11 protein-coding genes are annotated in these 19,188 nt (G+C 72.2%); 2 read left to right on the top strand and 9 right to left on the bottom strand.

The window, feature by feature from the left end; genetic code table 11:
- Window positions 1-4 precede the first annotated feature (4 nt).
- From ABZ272_RS00655 to ABZ272_RS00620, 8 genes are all read right to left on the bottom strand, one after another.
- Window positions 5-961 carry a hypothetical protein gene (locus tag ABZ272_RS00655; RefSeq protein ID WP_355047751.1) on the bottom strand — a complete coding sequence of 319 codons (957 nt, stop codon included), beginning with the start codon at window positions 959-961 and terminating at the stop codon, window positions 5-7.
- A 66-nt stretch (window positions 962-1,027) separates the two neighbouring features.
- Window positions 1,028-3,562, bottom strand: coding sequence for a CHAT domain-containing protein (locus tag ABZ272_RS00650; protein WP_355047750.1), 2,535 nt, complete (start codon window positions 3,560-3,562; stop codon window positions 1,028-1,030).
- Between the two features lies 1 nt (window position 3,563).
- The gene (locus ABZ272_RS00645) at window positions 3,564-4,052 is read right to left on the bottom strand and encodes a hypothetical protein (RefSeq protein ID WP_355047749.1); all 489 of its coding nucleotides are present in this window, start codon (window positions 4,050-4,052) and stop codon (window positions 3,564-3,566) included.
- Window positions 4,049-4,660, bottom strand: a complete 612-nt coding sequence (locus tag ABZ272_RS00640; protein ID WP_355047748.1) for a sigma-70 family RNA polymerase sigma factor — start codon at window positions 4,658-4,660, stop codon at window positions 4,049-4,051. The genes ABZ272_RS00645 and ABZ272_RS00640 overlap by 4 nt, the downstream gene beginning before the upstream one ends.
- A gap of 4 nt (window positions 4,661-4,664) precedes the next feature.
- Window positions 4,665-5,837: a S8/S53 family peptidase gene (locus tag ABZ272_RS00635; protein WP_355047747.1), complete on the bottom strand. Its 1,173-nt coding sequence runs from the start codon at window positions 5,835-5,837 to the stop codon at window positions 4,665-4,667.
- 308 nt (window positions 5,838-6,145) lie between these two features.
- On the bottom strand, window positions 6,146-6,562 hold the full coding sequence (locus ABZ272_RS00630; RefSeq protein ID WP_355047746.1) for a hypothetical protein: 417 nt from the start codon (window positions 6,560-6,562) through the stop codon (window positions 6,146-6,148).
- Between the two features lie 142 nt (window positions 6,563-6,704).
- Window positions 6,705-7,847: a hypothetical protein gene (locus tag ABZ272_RS00625; protein ID WP_355047745.1), complete on the bottom strand. Its 1,143-nt coding sequence runs from the start codon at window positions 7,845-7,847 to the stop codon at window positions 6,705-6,707.
- A complete protein-coding gene (locus ABZ272_RS00620) occupies window positions 7,844-8,416 on the bottom strand; it encodes a sigma-70 family RNA polymerase sigma factor (protein ID WP_355047744.1) in 573 nt (190 codons plus the stop codon). Before ABZ272_RS00620 ends, ABZ272_RS00625 begins: the two co-directional genes overlap by 4 nt.
- 536 nt (window positions 8,417-8,952) lie before the next feature.
- On the opposite strand from ABZ272_RS00620, the gene ABZ272_RS00615 reads away from it, so the two are divergent.
- On the top strand, window positions 8,953-9,996 hold the full coding sequence (locus tag ABZ272_RS00615; RefSeq protein WP_355047743.1) for an NAD(+)/NADH kinase: 1,044 nt from the start codon (window positions 8,953-8,955) through the stop codon (window positions 9,994-9,996).
- A gap of 126 nt (window positions 9,997-10,122) precedes the next feature.
- On the opposite strand, the gene ABZ272_RS00610 is transcribed toward ABZ272_RS00615, so the two are convergent.
- Entirely contained in the window at window positions 10,123-11,016 is an 894-nt protein-coding gene (locus ABZ272_RS00610; protein ID WP_355047742.1) for a sulfite exporter TauE/SafE family protein, read from the bottom strand.
- A gap of 916 nt (window positions 11,017-11,932) precedes the next feature.
- Between ABZ272_RS00610 and ABZ272_RS00605 the strand changes: the two genes are divergently transcribed.
- Window positions 11,933-19,174 carry an SDR family NAD(P)-dependent oxidoreductase gene (locus tag ABZ272_RS00605; RefSeq protein WP_355047741.1) on the top strand — a complete coding sequence of 2,414 codons (7,242 nt, stop codon included), beginning with the start codon at window positions 11,933-11,935 and terminating at the stop codon, window positions 19,172-19,174.
- Window positions 19,175-19,188: the final 14 nt, after the last annotated feature.

Genomic DNA, 19,188 nt, shown 5'->3' with positions numbered 1-19,188 from the left:
CGCCTCAGTTGTCCGGGCACAACCCGGTAGCCCGGACCGGCTGAGCGCTGTCCAGGTAGGCCGCCGCTATCCAGCCGGTGTCGCCGAGGACAGTCGTCCGGGCCCACGCGTCGTCGCCCTTGACGGCTTCCCCGGTGCGGTAGCAGGTCACCCGGCCCAGCGTGCCGTCGGGCACCTTGCGCAGCACCCGGTCACCCGTGGACGGGCCGGCGCGCAGCGACACGTCGGGGCGGGCCTTCACCGCGACGAGCCGGCCGTCGCCGGGAACCAGGCCGTCCTGAAGTCCGCGGCAGGTGAGCGCCGACGAGCCGATCCACATGATGGTGTAGTCCTCGCCGGCACGTCGCTGGTGGCTGGTGTCGAAGCAGTACGCGGGGCTGTCCTGATCCGGTCCGATGCCCTGGGTGGCCAGATTCAGGAGCGGAATCTGATTGATCAGGAAACAGGCGGCGGTGTCGGCGACCGCGCCGAGGCGGCCACGGACGACCGCCACCACGCCGACCGCCCACGAGTCGCGCCGGCTCTGGTAGATCCGCACCGCCAGCCGGTCGGTCTGGTAGGCGCATTGGACGGCGTCGTTGACCTGCCCGAGCCGGTCGGCGAAGCGGCCGAGGTTGTCGAGGAACTGGTCGACCCGGGGCCGCTGCCCCGGCACGATCCGTTGGGTCACCTCACTGACCAGGTCGACGTACGGCAGGCAGGGGTTTTCGACCGAGGCGTAGCTTCCCTCGTCCAGCTTCGGGAGCAGTCCGCCGCTGCGGGTGCCGGCCGGCGGGCAGCCGCCGCCTCCGGCGATCTTCGCGAGGCCGTCGGCCGTACCCGGGCGGTTCTCGGCACCGTTGCTCGCCGTGCCGCCGTTCGTGCGGCATGCCGTCAGGAGACCGGCCGCCAGAGCGAGCACGGTGAGGCCGGCGGCGAGACGCGCCCGGCGTCGGAGCTTCTTTCCAGTGTGGTCAGTCATGCCTGGATTGGGGGGCGGGACGGCATCCTGGATACCTGCCGTCGGCGCGATTCTGGCGCGGTTGGTTCAGCCGGCACCGAAACAGACGAAGCTCGAGGGCTGATTGCCGCCGCGTACGGCCTCAGCCAGTGCTGCCGCCGGCAATCGGCCCGCGACGACCGCCCGATGGTAGGCCGCCATGATCTCCATGGCTGCCTCGTCGGCGACCCGGCTGACGCTCGCGACGACCGTGGCGGTGCCCGCGGCGAGCAGGGCGGTCGGCATGCCGAGCGCCTCGTCGCCGTGCCGCACGTCGGTCAGGCCCAGGTCGCAGCAGGACAGGACCACGGTACGCGGCGCGGTCCGCAGTTCCTGCACGTCATATCCCAGCAACGGGCCGCCGGCCAGCTCCAGCGTGGAGAACAGCGGGTTCTCGGTCTGGTGCTGCCCATGCGCCGCCACGTGGGCGAGGCCGCCGCCGGCCATCGCGGCGAGTGTCGCCGCCGGGGTCGCCTCCGCCCCGGTCAGTAGGACGGCGCCCGGGTGCAGCGACGCCACGGCCCGGGCCTCCGCCTGACCCCGGGGAATTCCCGGTCCCGCCACCACCGTCACCGCCGCCGGCTCGGCCGTGGGCCCGCCGTCCTTCAGGCGGCGCCGGGCGGCCAGCCAGACCCCGACCGACGGTGCCACCGTGACCGGCCGGGACACGCACGCTGGCAGGGCATGCCACGGAGTGGTCAGCAACAGCCCGGTCGGGACCAGCACCAGGTCCCGGTCGCCGACCAGCGGAAGCACCGGGTCGAGCACCATCGACGCCACGTGGTCGGCGTCCTGCCGCGTCGAGGCGCGGACCACCGTCGCCAGCCGGGCGGGCATGGAACGGCCCGCCTGCGCGTCCAGGTCGGCGCGTAGTCGTCGTACCGCCTCCTCGGCCGTGCGGCGGTCGCCAAGCACCACCACGGAGGTCGCCCGGTCGGTGACCACCAGCGCGCGCAGGATGTCCCCGGCGGCCACGTACACGACGAGCGCCGCGCCAGCCAGCTCCGCCGTCACGGCGCTCAGCGGCGCCGGCGTCGTCGGCGTCGCGTCCCGGGGGCCCGGCGTCGCCCAGGCGCGCTCCCGGATCATCCGCTGGAGCGCCTCCAACCGACTGTGGAAGGCCAGGGTCGGACGCCCCGCGAGTTCCGCCTGCCGGACGCGGTGCTGTAGCTGGCGCAGCTCTTCCAGCGCCTCGGCGGCGACCGGGTCGTCGGGCGGCCGCACCGGCGGCAGCAGCAGCGCCTGGGCCCGGGCCCGCTCGGACCACCGGTAGACGGCGGCGGCGGAGCCCTCCGCCAACGCTGCGGTGAGCCCCGCCCGGGCCAGGTCGCGGCCGTGCACCGCGGCCCCGGTCTGCAGGTCGGCGCAGCCGAACCGGGCGCGGTGCCGGTGCAGAGCAGCCATTCCGGCCAGCAGGCTCCGCCGCGCCTCGGCCGACCGGCCGACCGAGGCCGCCACCTCCGCACGGGCCATGTGCCAGAGCAGGCGCGTGTCGAGCCGATCGGTCCGCCGCGGTCTGGACTGTCGCCCGATCAGCTCCGCCGCCCGGCGAGGTCGACCCGCGGCCACCAGCGCCCGGGCCTTGACCAGACCGGCGACCCGGGCATCCTCGGGCAGCCCGAGCCGGGCCAACCGGCCGGCCAGCACCCCGGCGCGCCGGGCCACCGTCGCCTGGTCGACCTCGCCGACCGCCTGGTCGGCGCGGAGCTCGAACAGGGCAGCCAGGGCCGCCCGGCGGACGTTCGTACGGCCGAGGAACGCGACCCGGGCACGTCGGGCCCAGCGCGCGGCAGCGACCGGTTCGCCGGCAAGCAGGGCCGCCTCCGCACGAACCTGAAGGGCATCGGCGTACGTGTGTCCGAGCTGCTGCTGCGCCGCCCGCTCCACCGCGCTAGCGAGTTGCCGTTCGGCCTCGCGGTACAGCCCGGCCGCGACCAGCGCGCGGGCCCGTTCCACGGCCAGGTTGGCGAGCCGGCCCGGCGCGAGCACCCGGTAGTCGGCGTCGGACTGGGCGAAGGCACGCAGCGCGGCGGGCAGGTCGCCGGCGATCACGTCCAGACAACCCAGGTTCGTCCGCGCCATGGCCACGTGCAGACCGAGCCCGTACCGGGCCGCGACCTCCGCGCAACGCCGCAGGTCGGCGCGGGCGAGCCGGACGTTGCCCGCCTCCACGTGCACGAGGCCGCGATTGTTGAGCGCCTTGACCAGATCAAGTGGGTAGGTGAGGTCGCTCAACAGGTCGATGGACTCGTCGTACTGGCGCAGCGCCTCCGCGTTACGGCCGCTGCGCTTGAGGAGCAGGGCCCGCTGGCCGAGCAGGATGGGCCGCTGCCGCGCAGCCACGAGTGCCTCGGCCTCGTCCAGCAGCCGGAAGCCCAGCTCCACCCGACCTCGCTCGGACTCGGCCCAGGCGAGGCTGATCAGCAGGCGGACGTGGATGTCGCGCAGGGCCGGGTGGCGCTTGGCCAGCCGCAGGCCCGCCCGCAGTTCGCGGGCAGCCCGCCCCGGCTGACCGGCGTCGCTCGACGCCAGGCCCGCCGCGTGCCAGCGGGTAGCCCGCCGAGCGAGTGTGGCCGGGCGCATGTCACAGAGTGAGGGCCGGCGTGACCACCTGCGGCGCGTGCTCACCCCGCGCCGGGTGCACCACCACCTGCGCCAGACCGTGCGGCACGCCGTCCAGCACAAACCGGCCCGACGCGTCGGACTCCACCGTTCGGGGCGGGTCGGGCGCGGGGTACCGCAGCTCGACCCGTACGGCGGCGCCCGGCGCGAGCCAACCGTCGATCCGGACCGTGCCGTCGGACCGGTCCACGATCGTGATCATCACGGTTCGGCTCTGCGCGTCGAACGTCAGGGTGCGGGTCCGCTCCGTGCCCCGCACCGCGCCGACCAGCTGCTCCTCGCGCAGCCGAGCAACCTCCCGGTCGACGTCGTCGAGGGCCAGCACGAGGTGTACCCGGTCGTCGAGGTCGGGCGGCGGCGGGTCGAGCCGGGTGAGCACCGCGGCGAGCTGGTCCAGAATCGCCTGGTCCAGGTCGTCGAGCGGCTGGCCGGCGGGGTCCGGGGCGGTCATCTCGGGCTCCACGTCGAGTCGGCGGCCAGCATCTCCCGCAGCTTCGCCAGGCACCGGCCGCGGGTCGGCCCGATGCTGCCGCGCGGCATACCCAACGCCTCGGCCACCGCCGTGTAGTCCGGGCGGTCGACGTGCGCGACGATCCGCAGCAGCGCCCGGCACCGCTGCGGCAGCCGCGCGACGTGCCGCCACAGCGCCCGGTCACGTTCCTCGGACAGCAACAGGTCCGCCGGGCCGGGATCCGGGTCGGGCGACGACTCCAGCCTCGCCGCGTCGTGCGGCGTCTGCCGCTGGGCGAGCCCACGTACCCGCCAGGACTCCCGGCGGGTGGTGGTCACCAGCCACGCGGTGAGCGCGTTCGAAGACCGTATGGTGTGCAGTCCGCGTACCAACTCCAGCCAGGTCGTCTGCACGACGTCGGCGGCCTCCTCGGCGTCTAGGCCCTGTGCCCTGGCGACGTGCCACAGCAGCGGGTTGAGTTCCCGGACCACCTCGTCGAGCGCGTTCCGGTCGCCCGCCCTGGCGCGGTCGAGGCGCTCGCCGAGGCGTGCCGCCCGGTCGGGCGACGCGCCCGCGCGCTCCACCGGGGTCTCCGACACATTGGACATGGCGTCAGTCCAGCGCCACGGGTGCCGGTGCCAGCCTCTGGGCGAGCTGACCCGCGTACCGGGCCGCCGCGAACGACGTACCGCTCCAGTAGGCGTACGCGCCCAGCGCGGTGACCGGTGCCGTGGACAGGGGCATGAGGCTCACCGTGTTGGTGCCCTCGCGCCACTGGCGCACCCACACCCCGTGGTTGCTGTATGGCGCCCGGGTGGTCGGCGAGGCGTGGGCCCCGACGCTGATCACCGTAAGAGTCGGGTCGACCGCGAAGGCAGCCGGATAGACCGGGCTGTCCGTACCGTCGTTGCCGGCCGAGGCGACGACCGGAACGCCCCGGTCCGCCAACCGTCCGAGCGCCTGGCGGACCGGCTTCATCTCTTCGTCCTCACCGGCAGCCGGACGGCCGAACGCGGTCAGCACGACGTCGACCCGCTGACCGTCGTCGACCCGGTCCGCCAGCCAGTTCATCGCGTGCGCCGCGTTCAGGTCGCTGACCCGACCCGCGTCGCTCATCACCCGCAACGAGAGGATCCGCGCGTCGGGCGCCTCAAGGCGGATCAGTCCGGCGAGGAAGGTCCCGTGCCCCCAATGACTACCGAAGTCCGGCTGCTCTGTTTCCTCGCCGCGGCTCTCCTGCCCGGCAACCGCCGGGATGGCGCGCGGCGGCGTCCATCCCTGCGCCTCCTCCCAGTACGGCTCGCCGCTGGCCTCCATCAGCCAGTCGTGCTCGCGTACCCCGGTGTCGAGCAGCGCCACCACGGGTCGCCCGGCCGGAAACTGGTTGGCCGGGCGCCGGATGGGCTTCGGCGGCATCACGTGGTCGGGCGCCGCGAGCCAGGCGATGGTCCCATGTCCGCTCTTGCAGCCGCTGGCCCGGAAGTACGGGTAGAGATTCACCTCCAGCCGGGCGTCGTCCTCCACGGTGGCGGCCGTGCACTCGTAGTCGGGCAGGCACTCCGGCACGTCGGCGTCGGCGTCGGCGTCGGATCGGCCGGCCAGTCGGCGGCTGGCCCGGGCCACGGCCACCGGGTCACCCTGGACGGGCAGTTCGACCAGTTCGACGGCGGGCGGCGTGGGGGCGGCCGGCGGGGACAACGGCCGGCCGAGACCGGCCTCGGCCAGCAGCCCGTTGAGTCGCTCGACCGTCTCCGGACGCTCCACCACCCACGCGGGGACGAGCACGACGTCAGGACGGTAAGGGGGGCGCGACACCTGTCCTCCCGGTACTACAGCCGACTCGATCAGGGCCGCCCCGCGCGACGCGGGTCGGTGGTCACCAGCCCCAGTTGAGCACGTTCCGCTGCCGCAGCCAATGGCCCGGCCGGCGCGTCGACGATAGCCATCCGACGTGTATCTCGGGATCAACCCGCTCCCCTTACCACGGATGGGCCGGCGCCTGCGGCGTCGGCGCGGGATGCCCCGCCGGGCTGAAGTCCGACCCTGAGGTGTCCCCCACCTGCCAACCGCATACGGCAGAAGCCGGATCCCCGCTAGGCGACGCCAGGGGTGGGGACCCCGGTCCGAACCGCCTCGATGAAGCCATCAGGTGGCAGGTAGCGATGATCTTCGACGTAGTGGCCGATCAGGACCGGTGCGGCGAAGGTCGTCCCGTCCACTCCGGTGAGCCAAATCTCGCCGTTCCCGCGCGCAACATCGGGAGCTTCATAGCCCCGCATGTCCTCCCGAACCACGCGCGGCGGCTCGGCCGCTCCCGGGCAGAACTGGCAGTAGTGGTACCCCCGCATGAGCCGCACCGGTTCAGCGCCAAGCCGCGCCAAGCGATCTCGAACGTCTCGCGGGCACGCGCCTTCAGTGAAGGGCATGCTCGAATCCAGCCAACCAACGGCAATGGCGTCCGGGGCGCCCGGGTAGTAGTCGTAGGGCGCCAGATCCGGGATGTAGGTCACGCGCCGATCATCGCAGTCCGGCGCGGGCCGTGCGAACAACAGAACGACGGTGCGGGCCGCCTCCAGGCGGCCCGCACCGTCGACCGAACGCCGGGCGCGTCACGCCCGTCTGCCGCAATGCTGGTGGGTGGAGGTTCCCGGCCTACAGGCGGGCCTTCGTCACGCGGGAGGATTCGTAGGTCGTGGAGGCCCGGGGTAGGCCCGGCACGGTGGATACGTCCTTGACCAGCATGCCGGTCGTGGCGTCGACGGTCAGCACCTCGCTGCCCTCGCCGCCGAACACCTCGGGGCCGGCGGTGATCGTCAACGTGGCCCTGCCCTGGGTGGTCGAGTTCTCGACGCTGACCGCGGGGATGGTGGACAGCAGACGCAGCACACCGGCCCGGACCTGGGTGTTGCCGTCGCCAGCGGACAGCGCCTGGGTGCTGAACGTCCACAGGGCGTTGTCGAAGTGCCGCTGAACGGCCTGAGGGCTGTACGGCTTCGGCTTGGCGTGGCCGCCCTTCTGCTTGATGATCACCTGGGCGTCCGCCTGCTGCTTGTCCCACACCGCCTTCTGCGCCGCGGGGTCGAGGCCCACCAGCGGATCCTCGGCTGCCTTGAGCATCTGGGTCCGGCCGTCGGCCGGGCTGCTGTCCGCCGCGGCGACGGCCGCCTTGAGCAGCGGTGCGTAGCCGCCGTCCGTCATCTGGTCCTGGTTGCGGGCGATCGCACGCTTGATGTCCTTCACGCTGTTGCCCGTGTAGATCTCGTGACCGTCGGTGTACAGCGTATAGACGACCTGCATGGTCTTGGTGCCGTGGACCTGCGTCGCCTTCACCAGCCACGCGTCGCCGGCCGACGGGGTGACCGTCTTGATGGAACCGGCCAGGGTCATCAGCGGCGCGCGCTCAGCGGACCCGTCGACGCTGGTCGAGCCCGAGGTGGCGGCCGACGGATCCTGGCTGGCCTCCGTGCCCCCGGTCGCCGACGAGCTCAGCACCACAGCGACGACGGCCGCCGCGGCGGCAACCCCCACCCCGGCGCCGATACCCAGTCGGGCCGCGACACCGATCCGGCGGCGGCGTTGGAGCGCCGGGCTGGATGCGTGGTCCCGCGTGGTTGTCGTCGATTCCATGGTTGAAGCTGCCTCCACAGTCGTGTCGTCCGCTGATATCGCGCCCAGCCGCACGGTTCCGGGGTCGGCCATCGCCGCCCGCAGCACCGCCCGCGCCCGCTGATACGCCTCCGGGCGTAGTGGTTCCGCGCTGCCCAACGCACCGACCAGATCGAGCTCGTCGGTCATCGGTGTCTCTCCTTCGCGCTGTTGCGGTCCTTCAGAAGCGCGGACACGCCCGGCGCGTCACGCAGTGCCGTCCTGGCCTGGCTCAGCAGCCGCCGCGCGGTGCCGGCCGGTATGCCGAGTGCCCGGGCGGCGTCGGCTGCCGTCAGGTCCTCCCAGGCGACGAGCCTCAGGACCTCCCGCTCTTCGGGTTTGAGCCGCGTCAGTGCGGACCGGAGCACCGCCCGGGCGTCCACCCCGAGGTCCACGGCCGACCACGGATCCCAACCGGTAGCCACGTCCGGCACGTCCGCGACCAGGTCCTCGGCCGGCTGGGAGCGCCAGTAGCGCCGCAAGCGATTCAGAGCCACCCCGTACAGCCACGGCCGCGCATCGTTGTACGACCGGTCGTACGACCGCCGCGACTCGAACGCCGCAACCCACACCTCGCCCAGGAGGTCCTCAGCCGCATCCCGCCCCGCCCGGCGAACGAGGTACGAACCGACGGCGGCCTCATGGCGCTCGACCACCTCGACGAAGGCGTCGACATCGCCATCCAGCGACCGGCCTATCAAATCCGCATCCGAAGCCATGGCCCTCCTCGGCACAGTCCGCGCTCCACCCTGACATTGCCGATCCGGCGGGAAAGTGTTCAGGCGCCAAGATCCGGAGGCCCGGTAGCGCCCTCCCGCCGGCACGAGCGGCTGCGGCGCGGTCAGCGTCCGGGCCAGGCGTGGCGGCCAGGCAGGGCCAGGGTTGAAGTCGGTACGGGCAGCGGCGCGGCTGCCAGCCCACATCGGCAATCTCCCGGCGGGCGGCCCGGGCAGTCCGCCGACCCTCCGCGCCGGGGCTGCTGGTCGCTAGGGCGTGCGTGGCTTGCACACCGGAGCAGTCCCCGGCCATCGGGTTGGATTGGGATGGCAAGTCAGGTCCCCGGGCGCTCTGGCCTAGATCGGAGACCGCGGCCCGAGGTTGCACGTCGGCCACAACCCTCTCCGCGCGCCGGTCGCCCGTTCTCAGTGGCGGCACAGGGTGCACCACCGCCGTGACGCCAACCCCGGTACGTAGGGTGATGCGCAGTGTTCACCGTCAGATGAGGTGACAGCCGAGATGGCGTGGAGGAGTTCGGATGCTCGTTGGCGTCGTCGTACACCCGACCAGGCCGCAGGCCGCTGAGACGGCGGAGATGGTGTCGCGGATCTGCGCCGAGCACGGTGCCGCTTCGCGGACCCTGGACGTCTGGCAGGACGAGCAGAGCCCCGCCGACGTGCTGGCCGACCTGGCGCAGCGACCTCAGCTCGTCGTCACGATCGGCGGCGACGGAACTCTCCTGCGCGGATTGGCCATCGCCGTCGAGGCCGACGCACCCGTTCTCGGCGTGAAGGCCGGCCGGGTCGGCTTCCTCACCCCGTTCGCCGCGACCGACCTGCCGAGGGTGCTCGGCGCCGCCCTGGCCGGACGCGCACCCATCCAGGAGCGCATGCTGCTCACCCTGCGGGCGTCGCGACCGCTGCAGGTCCCATCGGAACTCCGGACTCTGCTGCGCTACGGCCGCGGTCCCGATGCCGTACCACCTCTCCCCCGGCCGGGCACGCCCGACGAGGTGGGTTGGGGTGTCCCGTTGGGCCTGAGCGCCCTCAACGACGTCGTGTTCGAGAAACTCGGCCGGGACCGGCAGACCAGCGTCGCGGTGTACCTGTCCGGGCGGCTGTTCGCCACCTACTCCGCCGACGGCGTCATGGTCGCCTCACCGACGGGCTCCACCGCCTACTCCTTCGCCGCGGGCGGACCGGTCCTGTCGCCGCGCCTCAACGCCCTCGTCTTCACCCCGGTCGCCCCGCACATGGCGTTCAACCGCAGCATGGTCACCGCCCCGGACGAACCAGTCGGCGTCCAGGTGCTTCCTCGCTCGGGTCAGGTCACCGTCGTCGTCGACGGACGCGTACACGGGATCCTCGACCCCGGCGACTGGGTCGCCGTCTACCCCGCCCGACGCCGCGCGAAGCTCATCGTCGCCGACGTCGACGACTTCTTCGGCCGACTCCGGGACCAGTTCTCCCTCGCCGACGCTCCCGCCGCCCGCGCCGACACCGACAGCCAGCCGCCGATGCTGATCTACCGACCGGACCTGCCGATACCCGAGGACCTGAAACACCTGCACCTGCCGACCTAGAGACCCCGGTTGGCGCTGCCGGTGTTCGGGTTACCGGTCCATCCGCTGGTTCATCCCCGACGCCGGCACCTCCCGAACAACGGGCCGGGAGGTGCCGGCGTTCCTGGTCGCTTGGATCGAGGCCGGTCAGCCGTTACTGATCGTGACGCTTTGTTGCTGCTCCCTCCGGTGCTCACGGATCGAGTACGTCACGGCGGCCGCCCAGATCGCGCAGACGACCGCGTAACAGCCATAACGCAGAGTGGCCGGGGCGTTGAACCAGTCACTGCGGAGCAGGGTTCGGCTGTTGGTCAGCACGATCACGCCGCCGACCGCGGAGCCGAGCACCCGGGGCGGGACCAGGCGTACGAGCCAGGCCGCCACCGGCGCGGCGACCACCCCGCCGATGAGCAGCGCGACGACCCAGCCGACGTTGACGTTCTCCGCACCGATACCGACGAGGAAGCCGAGGCTCGCCGCGACGGCGACCAGGAACTCGCTGGTGTCGATCGATCCGATGACCTTGCGTGGTTCGAGCCTGCCGCTGGCCAGGATCGCCGGGGTGCCGATGGGTCCCCAGCCGCCGCCACCGGTGGCGTCGACGAAGCCGGCGAGCAGGCCCAGTGGAGCGAGGAATCGCTTGCGCAGCGGCTTGCCCATGTTGCCCTTCGCCAACCCGAAGGTGGTGAAGCGGATCAGGAGGTAGCTACCGAGGGTGAGCAGGATCAGCGACATGATCGGTGCCGCCGCATCGGTGGAGAGGCTGGACAGGAAGGTCGCGCCGGCGAAGGCGCCGACCGCCCCCGGAATGCCGATCCGCGCGACGACCTTCGCGTCGACGTTGCCGAATCGCCAGTGGGCGGCACCCGAGGCGAGGGTCGTGCCGATCTCGGCGAGGTGCACGGTGGCGGAGGCGGCGGCGGCATGGACGCCGACGGCGAGCAGCAGGGTCGTCGAGGTCACGCCGTAGGCCATGCCGAGACTGCCGTCGACCAGTTGGGCGCCGAGACCGACCAGGGCGAGCAGGAGAATCTTGCGCATGAGGGACCACCAGTTCGTTGGGGGCAGGTGGAAGGGGATGCAGACCGATTGGGTTGGACGGGCGGTGGGCGGCCCGTCGGCGAGGTCCTGGCGGTCTGGTGATGGCCGACGGGCATCCGGCGGTGCCGCCGGGCACGCGGGCGTGGCGACCAATCGACCCCGAGGGTGTCGAGGAACGGACGTACGGAGGGATGGCGTGGAGCCACCGCCATGAAGGACTCGCGAAGCACGTCGCGTCCGGCGCGGAGCCGGCGCGACCGGTGAAGCCGACCGGGCCCGCCCGGCGGTGGTCGGTTGAGCGAAGAGCGGGTCGCCCCGCTCGATGACATGGCATTTCGCCGGTCGATTCTCCCCCTTTCCGATAGGCATTCGGCCCATTAAGCGAGGGCCGACCGGGACCAATTCCATACTCAGGAGATAGGAATGGTTCCGGCCCCACCAAACCGACCAGATAAGAGTGCTTTTATCGGCCGGATCTGCAAGGGGATAGTGATAGACGTCACTTTCTCGGCTGGGCTAGTAACACTTCTGAATTCAAAGTACGTCGATAGTTAACACGACGCCTCAGGGCCGGAGTGAAGCTGTCGGTCACCCGCCCGAGGTCAGGCCGTCATGGCTCGGCGGACGGAAGATGTCCCGCGTCTCATCGATGCGATCGGAAGAACCGCAGGCCAGCCGGCTATTTTGGGAAAGTTAACTGAGCCGTAACTAAGGTGGCCTAACTTAATCGAAGCCCGAGATCGATAAGCGACAATTAGCTACGGGCGGCAACCTCGGTTGATCATCTGATTCATTCGGTCGCGCCCGAGACCCGGGCGCCCAATGAAGTGGGAGTCCGATGAGCCCTGCACCGAACACGCGCGATCTCGTAATCGCGATCAGCGCCGGTGGCCCCCTCGAACCCAGTCCCGGGATCGTGACCGCCGCCCGCCACGGCGGCGGTCACGGCGTCCTGGACCTCGCCTCCGGCGACAGCTGGACACTCACCGCCCTGGCCCAGGCCGCCGTCGGGTCGAGCGGACCGATCGGCGTACGCGTACCGGCCGGCTGCACCGCCACGCCGGCCGACGTGGAACGGGCGGGCCACGGCCGGGTCGATCTCCTGGTCCTACCGCCGGATGCGCCCTGGCCACTGGCCGACGTGGTCGACAGGTACCGAGTGCTCGTCGAGGTGACCAGCCTCGACGACGCCCGGTACGCCGCCGCCGGCGGAGCACACGGGCTCGTCGCGCGGGGCATGGAGGGTGGCGGCACAGTCGGCGAGCTCAGCTCGTTCGTCCTGCTCCAGCAACTGGCCGCGGCCGACGACATCGACCTGCCGATCTGGGTCGCCGGCGGCATCGGCCCCCGCACCGCCGTCGCCTGTGTCATCGGCGGCGCGGCCGGCGTCGTCCTGGACAGCCAGCTCACCCTCATGCCGGAGTCGGAGCTCCCGGCGGACGTGCGGGGCGCGATCCGTCGGCTGGACGGGTCCGAGACGGTCCTGGTCGACGGAGTACGCGGGATCCGCCGGGGCGGTCCGCACGACAGCGCCTCACAACTGCTGCCGATCGGCCAGGACGGTTGGCTCGCCGCCGTCTTCGCCCGGCGCTGGCCCGACACCGCCGCCGCCGTACGCGGAATCCGTGCCACCCTCCTCGAAGCGCTCGCCGAATCGTCCATCGGGGACGCCCTGGCGCCGGGTGCCGCTCTCGCCGACGCCCTCAACGTCCGGATACCGGTGGTGCAGGGCCCGATGACCAGGGTCAGCGACGAGGCGCCGTTCGCGGCCGCGGTCGCCGCCGACGGCGCGCTGCCCTTTGTCGCGCTCGCGCTGGCCGGCGCGGAACAGTCCCGCCGGGTGCTCCGGGAGACCGCCGATCGACTGGGCGAGCGGCCCTGGGGCGTCGGGGTGCTCGGCTTCGCGCCCGACGAGCTGCGCGCGGCACAACTCGAGGCGATCCGGGAGATCAGGCCGCAGTGCGCGATCATCGCGGGCGGGCGGCCGTCCCAGGCCACGGCGTTGGAACAGGACGGGATCAACACCTTCCTGCACGTACCGTCACCGGGGTTGCTGCGGCAGTTCCTGCGGGCGGGCGCGCGCAAGTTCGTCTTCGAGGGCGCGGAGTGCGGCGGGCACGTGGGGCCACGGGCCAGCTTCCCCCTGTGGGAGGCGCAGCTGCTGGTGCTCGAAGAGTTTCTGGCGGAGACGCCGGACGAAGCCGGGCGGCTGCAACTGCTGTTCGCGGGCGGCATCCACGACGCCCGATCGGCCGCGATGGTCGCCGCGATGGCGGCCCCGCTGACCGGCCGTGGGGCGCAGATCGGGCTGCTGATGGGGACCGCCTACCTTTTCACCGCCGAAGCGGTGCAGGAGGGCGCTATTCAACCCCTGTTCCACCGTACGGCCATCGCCGCCACCAGCACATCGCTGCTGGAGACCGCCCCCGGGCACGCGACCCGCTGCCTGCCCAGCCCGTTCGTGGACGACTTCCACAGCGTACGGGAGGAGCTGGAGTCGGCCGGGGTGGAGAACCGCCAGGTCTGGGAGCAACTGGAGCTGTTGAACGTCGGTCGGCTGCGGATCGCCAGCAAGGGCGTACGCCGGGAGGACGACGGCCTGGTGGAGGTCGACGAGGCGGTACAGGCCGTCGAGGGGATGTTCATGGCCGGCCAGGTTGCGGTGCTGCGCCACGCACCGACCACGGTCGCGGAGCTGCACGTGCAGGTCACCACCGAGGCACAGGAGTTCCTCGCGGCACGGACCGCCGCGCTGCGCGCCGAACTCGTCCCGCCGACCGCGCCGGTGGACGAGCCGGTCGCGCCGCTGGACATCGCCATCGTCGGCATGTCCTGCGTTCTGCCCGGCTCCCCCGACCTGCACAGTTTCTGGCAGACCGTACTCAGCGGCACCGATGCGGTCACCGAGGTGCCCCCTGACCGGTGGGACGTCGACACGTACTACGCGCCGGAGGTGGAGCCGGGCAAGGCCGGCCGGATCAGCGTCTCCCGGTGGGGTGGTTTCATCGAGCCGGTCCCGTTCGACGCGATCCGGTACGGGATACCCCCGGCGGCGCTGAGCAGCATCGACCCGACCCAGTTGCTCGCGCTCGAGGTGGCACATCGGGCGCTCGTCGACGCCGGATACCCGTACGACGCGGCCGGCGCGGACCACCGTTCGACCGGGGTGGTGTTCGGGGCCGAGGCCGGCAGCGACATGGGTCACGCCCAGACGCTGCGGACCATGCTCCCGGCCTACCTCGGGGACGTGCCGCCCGAGTTGGAGGACCAACTCCCCACGGTCACCGAGGACAGCTTCCCCGGCGTCTTGGCCAACGTCATCGCCGGCCGGATCGCCAACCGTCTCGACCTCGGCGGTCCCAACTACACCATCGACGCCGCCTGCGCCTCGTCGCTCGCCGCGATGGACGCCGCCTGCAAGGAACTCAGCGCCGGCAGCAGCGACCTGATGATCTGCGGCGGCGCCGACCTGCACAACGGCATCAACGACTACCTGATGTTCACCTCCGCGCACGCCCTCTCCCCCACCGGGCGGTGCCGCACGTTCGACAGCACCGGCGACGGTATCGCCCTCGGCGAGGGGGTGGCGTGCGTCGTACTGAAGCGGTTGGCCGACGCCGAGCGCGACGGCGACCGGATCTACGCCGTGATCAAGGGCATCGGAAGCTCCAGCGACGGACGTGCGCTCGGGCTCACCGCCCCCAGGGCGAGCGGGCAGCGACGCGCCCTCGACCGGGCGTACCACCGCACCGGGGTCTCGCCCCGACAGGTCGGTCTGGTCGAGGCACACGGCACCGGCACGGTGGTGGGCGACCGTACCGAACTGGAGACCCTGACCCGGTTCTTCGACGAGGCCGGCGCGGAGCCCGGCAGTTGCACGTTGGGCTCGGTGAAATCGCAGATCGGGCACACCAAGTGCGCGGCCGGCCTGGCCGGCGTCATCAAGGCGAGCCTCGCGCTCTACACCGGAGTCAAGCCACCCACGATCCACCTGACCCGCCCCAACCCCGCGTGGAATCCGGCCCGCAGCCCCTTCGCGTTCTACACCGGCGTCCGCCCGTGGATCGCGCCGGCGGCCGAGCGGCTGGCCGGGGTGAGCGCGTTCGGGTTCGGCGGGACGAACTTCCACACCGTGCTCAGCGCGTATGCGAACAGCCCCGAGCCACGGCACACCCGGCAGTCCTGGCCGGCGGAACTGTTCTGCTTCCGCGGCGCCGATCGGCCCGCCGCACAGCTACGGGCACGCCGGCTGCTGGAGATGCTGTCGAACCGCGACGAGCTGGGCCGACCGTGGTCGTTGCGGGACCTGGCCGCGTCGCTGTCCGACGAGGCCGACCACCGGGCCGGCGCGGTCCAGATTGCCATCGTCGCACGTGACCGGGACGAACTCGCCGAGCTGTTGGGCCGGGCCGTCGCCGGCGAGCACGACCCGGCGCGCGGGCTGGTCCAACCGCCGGACGACCCGGAGCCGGGCAAGGTGGCCTTCCTCTTCCCCGGTCAGGGCAGCCAGCGGCCGGGCGCGCTCGCCGAGCTGTTCGTCGCGTTCCCCGAGCTGCGGCACTACCTGCGCCTCGGCGCCGAGTGGGCGGACCTCCTCTTCCCGCCGTCGGCGTTCGACCCGGAGACGGCCCGCGAGCAGGAGGACCGGGTACGCGACACTCGGGTCGCCCAACCCGTCCTGGGCATCGGCGGCCTCGCGGTCGACCACCTGTTACGTCGGCTGGGCATCCGGCCGGACCTGACCGGCGGACACAGCTACGGGGAACTCGTCGCGCTCTGCGTAGCCGACGCGTTCGACCCCGAGACGCTGCTCGCGCTGAGCCGGCAACGGGCCGATGCGATCCTCGCCGCCACCGGCGACGATCCGGGCACCATGGCGGCGGTCACCGGCACCGCCGAGCAGGTGAGCCAGGTGCTCACCGCAGCGGGACTGGCCGGCGAGGTCGTGCTGGCCAACCGGAACACGCCGACACAGGTCGTGATCTCCGGGCCGACTCCCGCGGTCGGGTCGGCGGTGGCGGCGCTGCGCGAGGGCGGACTGTCGGCCCGTCAGCTCTCCGTCGCGTGCGCGTTCCACAGCCCGGTGGTGGCCGGCGGCACCACACGTTTCGCCGAGGCGCTGGCGTCCAGCGCGGTACGGGAGCCGGCCATCCAGGTCTGGTCCAACCACACGGCTGCCCCGTACGACGGGGACGCCGACCGGGTACGTGAACGGCTCGCCGCGCAGATCGGCGCGCCCGTGCGTTTCGTCGAACAGATCGAGGCGATGTACGCCAGCGGCGCGCGGACCTTCGTGGAGGCCGGCCCCGGTCAGGTCCTCACCAAGCTGGTCCGGGCCATCCTCGGCGACCGGCCGCACCTGGCGGTCGCCACCGAGCCCCGCCCCGACGAGGGCCTGCGCGGCTTCCTCGTCACTGTCGCGCAACTGGCCTGTGCCGGCGTCCCGGTTCGGACCGGCTGGTTGTTCCAGGGCCGCGACACGGCGGACCTCGGGGCGGCCAGGACGGGCCAGCGTCCGTTCTGGACCGTGGACGGCCAGCTCGTACGAGATCAGTCCGGGAACAGCCTGCCCGGCGGAATGACGCCCCCACGACGGATCAAGGAGTTGTCGATGACCGCTTCGAACGGGACCGCCTTGAGTGGTCGGGACGGCCGCGACGAGTTGCTGAGCGAGTTCCTCCGCACCAGCCGGGACATGATCGCCTCACAGCGGGACGTGATGCTCGCGTACTTCGGCGACGGCGCGGGTGGGCGACTCGTGTGGCAGCCCTCGCAGGCGTACCCGCCGGTGGTGCTGCCGGGTCACGGGACCGAGATCGCCCCGGTCGCGACGGCGACGGCGGTGGTGGCCGCTCCCCCGGCCGCACCGACCGGCGGGGTCGAGGTGGCCGCTGTGGCGGTCGCCGCGACCGGTCCCGACTTCCAGACCGCGATCCTCGACGTGATCAGCGAGCGCACTGGCTACCCGGTGGACCTGATCGAACTCGACCTCGACCTCGAAGCCGACCTCAGCATCGACTCCATCAAACGCGCCGAAGTCGCCGGCGAGGTCGCCGCACGACTCGGCCTCGCCGTCGACGGCGACGAGGCCGAACTCGAAGACCTCGTCAAGGCCCGCACCGTACGCACCATGGTGGACTGGCTCAACCAGAAGATTCGGTCGACGACGGGTACGACCGTGATCCACGCGACCTCCGTACTCGGCCCGGCGAACGGGACGGCGCACTCCACCGCTCTGGTCGCGACCGGCACCGCCGTATTGACCCGTCCCGACTTCCAGACCGCGATCCTCGACGTGATCAGCGAGCGCACCGGCTACCCGGTGGACCTGATCGAACTCGACCTCGACCTCGAAGCCGACCTCAGCATCGACTCCATCAAACGCGCCGAAGTCGCCGGCGAGGTCGCCGCACGACTCGGCCTCGCCGTCGACGGCGACGAGGCCGAACTCGAAGACCTCGTCAAGGCCCGCACCGTACGCACCATGGTCGACTGGCTCAACCAGAAGACGCAGGAGGTGGCCGCCTCGGCGCCGTCGCCGAGTAACGGCACACTCGCCCTCACTGCACCCACACCCGCCGGAGCGCCCTCGGCCCTGGCCACCATGAGCCCGGCCATCGCACCCGCGCCGGTCCCCACCGTGCCGGTCACCGCCAACGGTCGGGCCGGGATCACACCGAAGCGGCTTCTGCCCCTGGCGACGGTGGTCGCGGGACCTCCCGACGCGGACACCGACGCCTCGCCAGCCGGGCAGCCGGCCGACGTGCTCGCCGGAACGCGTTTCCTCATCACCGGCGCCAGCCCGGCGCTGCCGTACCTCGCCGAACTGCTCCAGGAGCAGGGCGCGGCCGGGCAGACGGGTGTGGTGGACGAGAGGCAGGCCGACCAGCTCGCCGGCTTCGACGGGCTGATCCTGCTGGACGGTCTGGACGGCGCCGGAGCGCCCCTGCTGCCCGACATCTTCCCGTTCCTCAAGCAGGCGCTCGCGGCCGGTCCCCGCTGGCTGCTCGCGGCAGGGCCGGTCGGCGGTACCGAACGGAGCGACGGTCTGGCCGGCCTGTTCCGGACCATTTCCCGGGAGTACCCGCAGGTCGCGGCCAGGTACGTCCAGGTGGACGGTGCTGCCGACCCGCAGCAGATCGCGCGACACCTGATCGACGAGCTGCTGCTCCCCGGGGAGACGCCGGCCGTCGTGCGGCGCGAGACCGAGCGGACAACCGTCTCCCTCGCCCCGGTGGCGCTGGGCGCGGTGGCGACCAGCGGTGCCGGGCCGGCCGGTGACGGTGCCTCCGAGGCCGCGGCGATCGGCCTCGACCGGGATTCGGTGGTGGTGCTGGTCGGCGGGGCTCGCGGGATCACGCCGTGGTTCGCCCGCGCAGTGGCCATGGCGAGCCGCTGCCGGATCGAGCTGGTCGGCCGCACACCGCTGCCGACCGGGCCGGAGGATCCGGACCTGGTGTCGGCCCGGGACAAGGCGTCGTTGCGCGCCGCGCTCGCCGGCCGGGGTCTGCGGTCACCGGCGCAGATCGAACAGAGCGCGCAGGCGATCCTGGCCGCCCGGGAGGTCGAGACGACCCTCGCCGAACTGCGGGAACTGGGCAGCGAGGTGCGCTACCACGCCCTCGACGTGCGGGACGCGTCGGCGATCGGCCGCCTACTGCTGGACATCGAGCGTACGCACGGTCGGGTCGACGGCGTGGTGTACGCGGCCGGCGTGATCGAGGACAAGCTGATCGCGCAGAAGGACCCACAGTCGTTCGCCCGGGTGTTCGGCACCAAGGTCGACGGTGCCCGTTCGGTCCTGGCCGGCCTGGACGAGCTGAACTCGCCGCCTCGGTTCGTGGTGCTGTTCGGCAGCATCGCCGCGGCATACGGCAATCGAGGTCAGAGCGACTACGCCGCGGCGAACGACGCGGTCGACGCGATCGGCACCCGCTGGGCGGCCAGCACCGGCAACCGCTGTCTGACCGTGCACTGGGGCCCGTGGGCACCTGGTGCCGGGCACGGCGGGATGGTCAGCGACGAGCTGAGTCGGGAGTACGCGCGCCGCGGCATCGATCTGATCGACCCCGAAGCGGGTGCCTTCAGCCTGCTGAGCGAGTTGGCGTGGGGCGACCCGAAGATCAATTCCGTGGTCTACACCGCCTCCGGCTGGTGATCGTCCAGCGGATG

The organism is Micromonospora sp. NPDC005979, assembly GCF_040614415.1.
GTDB lineage: Bacteria > Actinomycetota > Actinomycetes > Mycobacteriales > Micromonosporaceae > Micromonospora.
The sequence above is the reverse complement of the archived record's forward strand: the minus strand, read 5'-3'. Positions and strand labels throughout refer to the sequence as shown.